Source organism: Xanthomarina sp., from assembly GCF_035306605.1.
Lineage (GTDB): Bacteria > Bacteroidota > Bacteroidia > Flavobacteriales > Flavobacteriaceae > Xanthomarina.
On record NZ_DATGNR010000082.1, the window covers coordinates 1 to 8,526 of the forward strand.

At 33.0% G+C, this 8,526-nt stretch carries 10 protein-coding genes; 9 read left to right on the forward strand and 1 reads right to left on the reverse strand.

The window, feature by feature from the left end:
* Positions 1-115: 115 nt before the first annotated feature.
* From VKY41_RS11160 to VKY41_RS11170, 3 genes are read left to right on the forward strand one after another with little or no spacing between them, the layout of a single operon-like run.
* Positions 116-2,071 (forward strand): tetratricopeptide repeat-containing sensor histidine kinase, encoded by a 1,956-nt coding sequence (locus VKY41_RS11160; RefSeq protein ID WP_500814536.1) that lies wholly within the window; start codon positions 116-118, stop codon positions 2,069-2,071.
* Between the two features lie 40 nt (positions 2,072-2,111).
* Positions 2,112-2,765, forward strand: coding sequence for a response regulator (locus VKY41_RS11165; RefSeq protein ID WP_500814537.1), 654 nt, complete (start codon positions 2,112-2,114; stop codon positions 2,763-2,765).
* Positions 2,766-2,811: 46 nt separating this feature from the next.
* On the forward strand, positions 2,812-3,435 hold the full coding sequence (locus VKY41_RS11170) for a DUF4230 domain-containing protein (RefSeq protein ID WP_500814538.1): 624 nt from the start codon (positions 2,812-2,814) through the stop codon (positions 3,433-3,435).
* Positions 3,436-3,449: 14 nt separating this feature from the next.
* Here VKY41_RS11170 and VKY41_RS11175 read toward each other — a convergent pair whose 3' ends face one another.
* Positions 3,450-3,758: a rhodanese-like domain-containing protein gene (locus VKY41_RS11175; protein ID WP_500814539.1), complete on the reverse strand. Its 309-nt coding sequence runs from the start codon at positions 3,756-3,758 to the stop codon at positions 3,450-3,452.
* A 259-nt stretch (positions 3,759-4,017) separates the two neighbouring features.
* On the opposite strand from VKY41_RS11175, the gene VKY41_RS11180 reads away from it, so the two are divergent.
* The 6 genes from VKY41_RS11180 (at position 4,018) to paaC (ending at position 8,400) form a co-directional block, all read left to right on the forward strand.
* Positions 4,018-4,587 (forward strand): TetR/AcrR family transcriptional regulator, encoded by a 570-nt coding sequence (locus VKY41_RS11180; RefSeq protein WP_500814540.1) that lies wholly within the window; start codon positions 4,018-4,020, stop codon positions 4,585-4,587.
* Between the two features lie 140 nt (positions 4,588-4,727).
* On the forward strand, positions 4,728-5,801 hold the full coding sequence (paaE, locus tag VKY41_RS11185; protein ID WP_500814541.1) for a 1,2-phenylacetyl-CoA epoxidase subunit PaaE: 1,074 nt from the start codon (positions 4,728-4,730) through the stop codon (positions 5,799-5,801).
* Between the two features lie 81 nt (positions 5,802-5,882).
* A complete protein-coding gene (paaA, locus tag VKY41_RS11190) occupies positions 5,883-6,839 on the forward strand; it encodes a 1,2-phenylacetyl-CoA epoxidase subunit PaaA (protein WP_500814542.1) in 957 nt (318 codons plus the stop codon).
* A 76-nt stretch (positions 6,840-6,915) separates the two neighbouring features.
* Positions 6,916-7,206: a 1,2-phenylacetyl-CoA epoxidase subunit PaaB gene (gene paaB / locus VKY41_RS11195; protein WP_500814543.1), complete on the forward strand. Its 291-nt coding sequence runs from the start codon at positions 6,916-6,918 to the stop codon at positions 7,204-7,206.
* Between the two features lie 53 nt (positions 7,207-7,259).
* Positions 7,260-7,589 carry a four helix bundle protein gene (locus tag VKY41_RS11200; RefSeq protein ID WP_500814544.1) on the forward strand — a complete coding sequence of 110 codons (330 nt, stop codon included), beginning with the start codon at positions 7,260-7,262 and terminating at the stop codon, positions 7,587-7,589.
* A 55-nt stretch (positions 7,590-7,644) separates the two neighbouring features.
* Complete coding sequence (gene paaC / locus VKY41_RS11205) at positions 7,645-8,400, forward strand: 1,2-phenylacetyl-CoA epoxidase subunit PaaC (protein ID WP_500814545.1); 756 nt, start codon at positions 7,645-7,647, stop codon at positions 8,398-8,400.
* The last annotated feature ends 126 nt before the right edge of the window (positions 8,401-8,526 follow it).

Below are 8,526 nucleotides of genomic sequence, written 5' to 3' on the forward strand. Positions count from 1 at the left end.
AAAAACACCTATTTAGAAAATTACCATAAAGTAGTATTCGCTAAATTATTTGAGATAACCAAAGAACTACTTTTAACAAAAAAGATTATATTAGAAGAGCGTTACAATTAATTATATGAAGAAATTACTACTCCCAATAATGGTTCTTTTAATAAACCTTCATGGTTTTTCGCAAAGTCCTTTAAAAATTATAGATAGTTTAAAAGTTGAACTTTCCAAGAGTCTAGATGAGGCAAAAAAAGCCAAGATTTATGGGGATTTAACGTGGTATTATTGTTCGGTTTCAATAGATTCTGCTTTGGTTTACGGAAATAAAGCCATGAATATGGCCGAGAAAATGAACGATTCTGTGTTTTTAGCCCAAACGTATAATGATTATGCCACCGTATATTATTTAAAAGGAGATTACAATTTCTCCGAGGATTTATTAATGAAATCTTTAAAAATCAGAAATAAACTCCAAGATTCTTCGGGTATTGCTGCTGTAAATTCTAAATTAGGAAATATATATTATAAGAAAACGCTCCTTGATAGTTCCATGGTTTATTTTTTAAAATCATTGAAGTATTACGATAGCAAAGGAAATAAGGTTGTTGCTAATTCATTGAAGAGTAATATTGCAAACATTTATATGACATTAAAGAATTATACTAAAGCAGAACAATACTTAAACGAAAATATTACATTTTTCCAAGAAAATAATCAGTTAGAATATTTAAGTAATTCCTATGTGAGTATGGCTAGTCTTTATTTGTTTAAAAAGGACACAACAAATGCTATTAATTATTTAAAAAAGGGGATAAAAGAAGCTGAAAAAGTTAATGCATATCCAACTATAGGTTCTGCGTATAATAATTTAGGAACTATTTATAGTGACAAAAAAGATTATAAACTAGCTAAACAATATGTTCTAAAATCTATTGAAATAAGAGAAAAAAGTAATTTGGGAACAGAATTAGCAAGTTCAAAATTAACACTTGCAGGTATATATAATAATTTAGGAGAGTTTAGAAAGGCAAAACCTATATTATTAGAAAGCTTAAAAGTGTTTGCCAATGAAGAAATCGTAGATAAAAGTTTATTGGTTTACTTACAACTTATACCAGTATATGCTAGTGAATCCAAGCCAGATAGTGTGGCATATTATACAAATATGTATATTAAAAATCAGGATTTGGTCTTACAGGAAAAAGCACTTAAATTAAGTAGTGAATTAGAAACTAAATACGAAACAGAAAAAAAAGAAAAAGAAATCTTGTTACAACAAACGCAAATTTCTCAGAAAGAGCAAGATTTAAAGACAAAAAATCATCAAATAATAAGCCTTGTAGTTTTGACACTTATTTTGTCTTTATTAGGTTATTTATTATACAACCAACAAAAACTAAAACACAACCAACTTAAAAAGGAAAGCGAATTAAAAGAAGCTTTGGTTAAAATTGAAACCCAAAATAAACTGCAAGAACAACGTTTGCATATAAGTCGGGATTTGCACGATAATATTGGCGCACAATTGACTTTTATAATTTCGTCCGTCGATAATTTGAAATATGGATTTAAACTGCCAGATAATCTAAATGATAAGCTAAAATATATTAGCGACTTTGCCTCGTCCACCATCTACGAGTTGCGAGACACCATTTGGGCCATGAATAAAAATGAAATTACTTTTGAAGATCTACAATCCAGAATTTCAAATTTTATTGAAAAAGCCAACAAATCCTCCAATGGTATTTCCTTCAATTTTAATGTGAACCAAGAATTGAAAAACAACAAAATGTTTACTTCGGTTCAAGGCATGAATATTTATAGAATTATTCAGGAAGCCATAAATAATTCGTTGAAATATGCTAATCCTACCCAAATTGATGTGGACTTTTCAATTAAAGATGCTGTTTACGAAATGACAATTACCGATAATGGATTGGGTTTTAACCTCGAGCAAATAGAATTTGGAAATGGTTTAAACAACATGAAAAAACGCGCACATGAACTAGATGCGGAATTTGAGATAATAACAGCCTTAAATACAGGAACTATTATAAGAGTTTATAAAAAAATAAACACCTAGTTGCATTATTTAAATAGTTGTTTTCTAAAAGCAGAACCTTATGAATATTAAAATAGCGATAGTCGATGATAATGCCTTTCTTATAAATGCTGTTAAGGAAAAGCTTTCTTTTTTCGAAGATTTACAATTTAAATTTTCAGCAACAGATGGTTCAGATTTATTGGTAAAATTGGAAGACAATCGGAATATAGATTTGATATTAATGGACATAGAAATGCCCATTTTAAACGGAATTGAAGCAACCGATTTAGTGAAACAAAAATATCCGCATATAAAAATCATCATGTTAACGGTTTTCGATAACGATGAGAATATTTTTAAATCCATTAAAGCAGGAGCCGATGGGTATTTATTAAAAGAAATAAATGCCCAAGACCTTCACGATGGTATTCTGGAAACCTTAAATGGAGGCGCAGCCATGCATCCTTCTATAGCTTTAAAAACCTTGAAGCTTCTTAGAAACCCATTAAATATTGAGAACAAAAAAGAACAAGAAGATATTAAGTTAACTTCAAGAGAAATTGAGGTTTTAGAGCATTTAAGTAAAGGACTAAGCTATAATGCCATTGCCGAAAATTTATTTCTTTCAACCGGAACCATTAGAAAACACATAGAAAATATTTATAAAAAACTTCAGGTACACAATAAAATTGAAGCTGTACAAAAAGCACAAAGAAACAATCTCATCCCATAAGAATTTAGACAAAGCATTCGCTTCAAATTTTTGTGTACTTTTGGGTATGAGAAAAATTTTAATAGGAATTGTTATTGCCTTTATCATGATGTTTTCCTTTAAGTATTGTCAAGATAAAAAGGAAGAACGCATGGTCATAAAAGAAAGTTCGACCTTAATTCAAGAGCAGATAAAAAATGTGGGCAAATTAATTGTTACAGAAGGACATTACAGCCAAGTGTTTACCTATAAAAATTCCAAAGCCTTGTTTGCGAACTTATTTAATGTAGAAAAAAAGGCCTTGGTGGTTGTAAATGCAGATGTAACCATAGCTTACGACTTAAGTAAACTAGAATATGTTTTAGATGAAAAAAATAAAGAATTAACCATTACTTTCATTCCAGAACAAGAAATAAACATCCATCCAGATTTTGAATATTATGATGTTCAAGCCGATTATTTAAATCCGTTTGAGGCCAATGATTACAATACCATAAAAGAAACCGTTAGACAGAGTTTAATGAAAAAAGTTGAAGCCTCCAATTTAAAATCGAATGCTCAAAATAGGCTGTTAAGCGAACTGGCTAAATTTTATATTCTAACAAACTCCTTAGGTTGGACCTTAAAATATAATCAAGAAGTTATTCAAGGTATAGATCAGTTTGAACAGCTACCGGCATTAAAAAAATAACTTTAAACGGTAACTTACAACTTGTTTCTTAAGCTGCTCCAACCGCCACCATTAATAGCTTCTATTCCATGACTGTTTAACATAGATGCAGCACTAGAAGAGCGCATGCCACTTGCACAACAAGCAATTACTGGTTTGTTTAGTTTTTTAATCTCGTTAATTTTGCCTTTTAGGGCTTGAAGAGGAATGTTTTTTGAACCAGTAATAGCACCTTGGTTAAACTCTTCTTTAGTTCTTACATCAATAATGATGGCTTTTCTGGTTTGGAAATCTTTTATTTTATCTGTTTTATTTCCTCCTGTTAAAAAGTCTAATAATCCCATAATTTAATTTTTTACAAAGTTCTTTGTTTTATTTTAAACTAAATGTAACATGAGTTACAAGGCGCCTTAATTTGGTGTTTTTTAATACATTTTAAATGTTCTAATAATTCAAATAGAAGCTTCATATCTTAGTATCTATGAAACCTAAATTTGGTCTAAATGTAAAATATGCGGGCAAAGTTAGGGATTTAGAGCAAGTAATAATAAGAACTTAATCCATAGTTTTTGTAAATTTAATTTATCAGTATCTTAGTTGCCAATGAAACAGGAATCACGTAAAAACGAAATTATAGAAACGGCTGCCAAGCTTTTCAAGGAAAAAGGCTATAGTGCCGTAACCATGAGGGACATTGCTGCCGCCATGGGAATGAAGGCTGCGAGTTTGTACAACCATATTAGTTCCAAACAAGAAATTCTTAAGGAAATTATTATTGCTCTAGCCGAAGAATTCACCCAAAGCATGGAGCAAATTAAAACATCTAATAAAACCTGTATTGAAAAACTGAAAGAGATTGTTGCTCTCCATGTGTCAATAACAAGCAAAAATACCTTCGGAATGGCATCGCTAAATAACGATTGGATGCATCTGGAAGAACAATTGGATTATTATCTCAACCTACGTGTAAGTTATGAGGAAAACTTTAGAAGCATTCTTAAATCTGGAATATTAAATAAGGAAATCTCTAATAAAAACATAGAGGTTATGCTGTTTTCTATGCTTTCCACCTTACGTTCGCTATATGTTTGGATCCCGAAAAAAGAAGTCATAGATGTGAATAAATTAAGCATACAATTAAGCGATGTCCTCATTGATGGAATTTACAAATAGTTTAGATTTTATTTTGTAAATTTGTAGACCAAACTAACAAGTGTTAGTTGGTTTGATAAGGATTTAATTGTCTTATCTATTGTTTTAATAATAACTACTAACAAGCTCTCTTTCTTAAAGAAAGGGTTAGAGAAAGACTTATGGCAGATTTTTATAAATTAAAAGTTGCAGATATATATAAGGAAACAAAAGACACGGTCGTGATATCTTTTGAAGTTCCCGAAAATCTAAAAGAGACCTTTAAATTTAAGCAAGGTCAGCACTTAACGCTTCGCAAGGAAATTAACGGAGAAGACATTCGTCGTAATTACTCGCTTTGCTCAAGTCCTTTGGATAATCAATGGAAAGTAGCCGTAAAAACCATTCGTCAAGGGGTGTTTTCTAATTACGCCTTCAACGAACTTAAAAAAGGAGACGAGCTGGAAGTCATGGCTCCTCATGGGGAGTTTTCGGTTGCTTGCGAGCCGGAAAGTTCCAATAATTATATTGCTTTTGCAGCTGGAAGTGGCATTACACCTACCATATCTATTATAAAAACACATTTGCATCAAGAGCCAAATAGTACATTCAAGTTGTTTTACTTGAATCGCACTGTAAAATCCATTATCTTTAAAGAAGAGATAGAACAGCTTAAAAATGAGTTCTTTGGAAGGTTTCAAGTGTTTTATTTTTTAACAAAAGAACATCGGGATATTCCATTTTTAAATGGGCGTTTTGATAAAGAAAAGTTAGCAGTTTTAACAAAAACCTTTATAGATATTCCAGATACAGCCCATGCTTTTATTTGTGGCCCTCAGGATATGATCTTCTTAATTCGGGACGAATTACAAGCCGCTGGAATGCCTAAAGAAAAAATTCATTACGAATTATTTTTCTCAGGAAGTAGCGAAGAAGAAAATAGACATATTGCTGAAGTTCTTGAAGAAAAAATAGACGGCACCCAAGTAACTATAATAGATGCGGGAAAAGAATTCCATTTTGTCATGGATGATGATTTTGATAATATTCTAGATGGGGCTTTGGCAGCAGGAGCCGATTTGCCATACGCTTGTAAAGGAGGTGTTTGTAGTACTTGTAAGTGTAAAGTAATTGAAGGTTCGGTTAAAATGAAAGTCAATTACGCGCTTGAAGATAAGGAAGTGGCACAAAATTACGTGCTAAGTTGTCAATCTGTACCTACCAGTAAAAAAGTAGTTGTGGATTTTGATGTATAAATAGAATTAAGGGTGGAGATTGAAAGTGTCAGAATTAAAATGCAACAATCAAAAATCGTTAATCAAAAATCTTGAATGATTATGAGTGAAGAACAAATTAGGAATCTAGAAGCACAATTTGAAGCACGTATTGCACGTGACGAAAAAATTGAACCAAAAGATTGGATGCCGGAAAAGTACCGTCAAACACATATTAGACAAATGTCTCAGCACGCCCATTCTGAAGTGGTTGGAATGCTTCCCGAAGGCAATTGGATTTCCAGAGCACCTTCTTTAAGAAGAAAAGTAGCACTTTTGGCAAAAGTACAAGATGAAGCAGGGCATGGTTTATACTTGTATTCAGCTTGTGAAACTTTGGGTATTTCTCGCGATGAGTTGTACGAGCAATTACATTCTGGGAAAGCTAAATACTCATCTATTTTTAATTATCCAACCATTACTTGGGCAGATATAGGTGCTATTGGTTGGTTGGTAGATGGCGCCGCCATTATCAATCAAGTACCTTTATGTAATACCTCTTTTGGTCCTTATGCCAGAGCGATGGTTCGGGTTTGTAAGGAAGAAAGTTTTCATCAACGACAAGGGTATGAAATCATGATCAAACTAACAAGCGGAACACTAGAGCAACAAGCCATGGCTCAAGATGCCTTAGATCGTTGGTGGTGGCCAGCTTTAATGATGTTGGGCCCAACAGATGCCGAATCTGTGCATACCGAACAGTCTATGAAATGGAAATTAAAACGAAAATCAAACGACGATTTACGTCAGCAATTTATAGATCAAACGGTACCACAAGCCGATTTAATTGGGCTTACTGTTCCAGATCCGGATTTAAAGTGGAATGAAGAACGTGAGAGTTATGATTTTGGTGAAATTAATTGGGATGAATTCTGGCAAGTAGTTAAAGGCCACGGCCCAATGAATAAAGAACGCATGAAAGCTCGAGTAGGTGCATGGGAACGTGGTGAATGGGTTCGTGATGCTGCTATGGCTTACGCTGAGAAACAACAAGAAAGAAAAGAAAAACAAGTAGTTTAATAAAGAACTTGAAACTGAAGTTGAATTCGAAAAATATTCAATTTTAACTTCAATTTCAATTTAATATGTAATAATCATGTCAACAAAAAAAAATTGGCCACTTTGGGAAGTCTTTGTAAGAAGTAGAAACGGATTAGAGCATCGACATTTTGGAAGTCTTCACGCTGCCGATGCAGATATGGCCTTGGAAAATGCACGCGATGTGTATACTAGACGAAATGAAGGTGTAAGTATTTGGGTGGTAGAATCTAAAAATATTACAGCGTCAAATCCGGAGCACAATGGTGAAATGTTTGAGCCGGCACAGGATAAAGTGTATCGTCATCCAACTTTTTACGAGTTGCCGGATGAGGTGAAATATATGTAATTTGAAATTGAAGCTGAATATGAAACTGAAATAATGAATGAAAAAAGTTTGATTTGGCAGAACGGCTTGAGGATTTCGCAGCATCAATTATTCTGTTATACGATAAAAAACCTTTTTCGTATTCAGGAGACTATTTGGCTAAACAACTTATAAGATCATCGTGTTCTTCAGCTTTGAATTATGGAGAGGTTCTTGGAGCCGGAACAGATAAAGATAAAATAAACAAGTTGAGAATCTGTTTAAAGGAATTAAGAGAATCTTTACGAAACTTAAACATTCAAACAAAGGCTGGCTTATTTTCGGAAGAAAGCTTGGTCAAATTAAAAGATGAAAATGATCAATTAATTAGAATTATTGTAACAAGAATTAAAAATATTAACTGAAATTATTCGACTTCGACTTCGACTTCGACTTCAATTTCAACTCCGATTTAAAACAATGAAAAACAAAAATTTATACAAATACATTCTAGGTATTGCCGATAATAGCCTTATCCTGGGTCAGCGTCTCGGGGAATTATGTGGTCATGGCCCCAGCTTAGAAACAGATATTGCGTGTACCAATTTATCTCTTGATTTATTCGGACAAGTGCGAAGTTATTATCAATATGCAGCCAAACTTGCCGGCGAAGGAAAAACGGAAGACGATATCGCCATGCTTCGTTCAGAACGCGAATATTTAAATGTGCTTTTGGTAGAACAACCAAATACCGATTTCGCCTATTCTATGGGACGTCAGTTTTTGTTTGATGTCTATCATTTATTGCTTTTAAATGAATTGCAAAAGAGCAAAGATTTAACCTTAGCGGCCATTGCTACAAAATCGATAAAAGAAGTTAGTTATCATCAACGTTTTTCAAAAGATTGGGTTAAACGTTTAGGCGATGGAACCGAAGAAAGTAATAAACGTATGCAGGCAGCCATAGACGATTTATGGGCGTACACCGACGAATTGTTTCATCAAACAGAAGCTGATAAGGCTATGGTTATTGAAGATATAGGAGTAGATGTTACCAAGCTAAAAGATGCTTATTACCAAAAAGTAACTGAGGTACTGCAAGAAGCGACTTTAACAGTTCCTGAGTCTAAATATTTTCAAAAAGGAGGAAAGCAAGGCATCCATACAGAACATATGGGCTTTTTGTTGGCTGAACTGCAATACATGCAACGAGCTTATCCGAATATGGAATGGTAAAAGAAAAATGAATAATAAAGTTGAAATAACAAATCACGAAGTAGAAAAAGACTAAAACTTCAGATTTCGAACTTCAGCCTTCGATATTCGATATTAATTATGACAACAACAGAACAACATATCGAC

Coding starts and splice junctions, on each gene's coding strand:
- paaA (WP_500814542.1), top strand. CDS start 5,883: ATGAGTGAAGAACAAATTAGGAATCTAGAAGCACAATTTGAAGCACGT.
- VKY41_RS11175 (WP_500814539.1), bottom strand. CDS start 3,758: ATGGGATTATTAGACTTTTTAACAGGAGGAAATAAAACAGATAAAATA.
- paaB (WP_500814543.1), top strand. CDS start 6,916: ATGTCAACAAAAAAAAATTGGCCACTTTGGGAAGTCTTTGTAAGAAGT.
- VKY41_RS11165 (WP_500814537.1), top strand. CDS start 2,112: ATGAATATTAAAATAGCGATAGTCGATGATAATGCCTTTCTTATAAAT.
- paaC (WP_500814545.1), top strand. CDS start 7,645: ATGAAAAACAAAAATTTATACAAATACATTCTAGGTATTGCCGATAAT.
- paaE (WP_500814541.1), top strand. CDS start 4,728: ATGGCAGATTTTTATAAATTAAAAGTTGCAGATATATATAAGGAAACA.
- VKY41_RS11160 (WP_500814536.1), top strand. CDS start 116: ATGAAGAAATTACTACTCCCAATAATGGTTCTTTTAATAAACCTTCAT.
- VKY41_RS11170 (WP_500814538.1), top strand. CDS start 2,812: ATGAGAAAAATTTTAATAGGAATTGTTATTGCCTTTATCATGATGTTT.
- VKY41_RS11180 (WP_500814540.1), top strand. CDS start 4,018: ATGAAACAGGAATCACGTAAAAACGAAATTATAGAAACGGCTGCCAAG.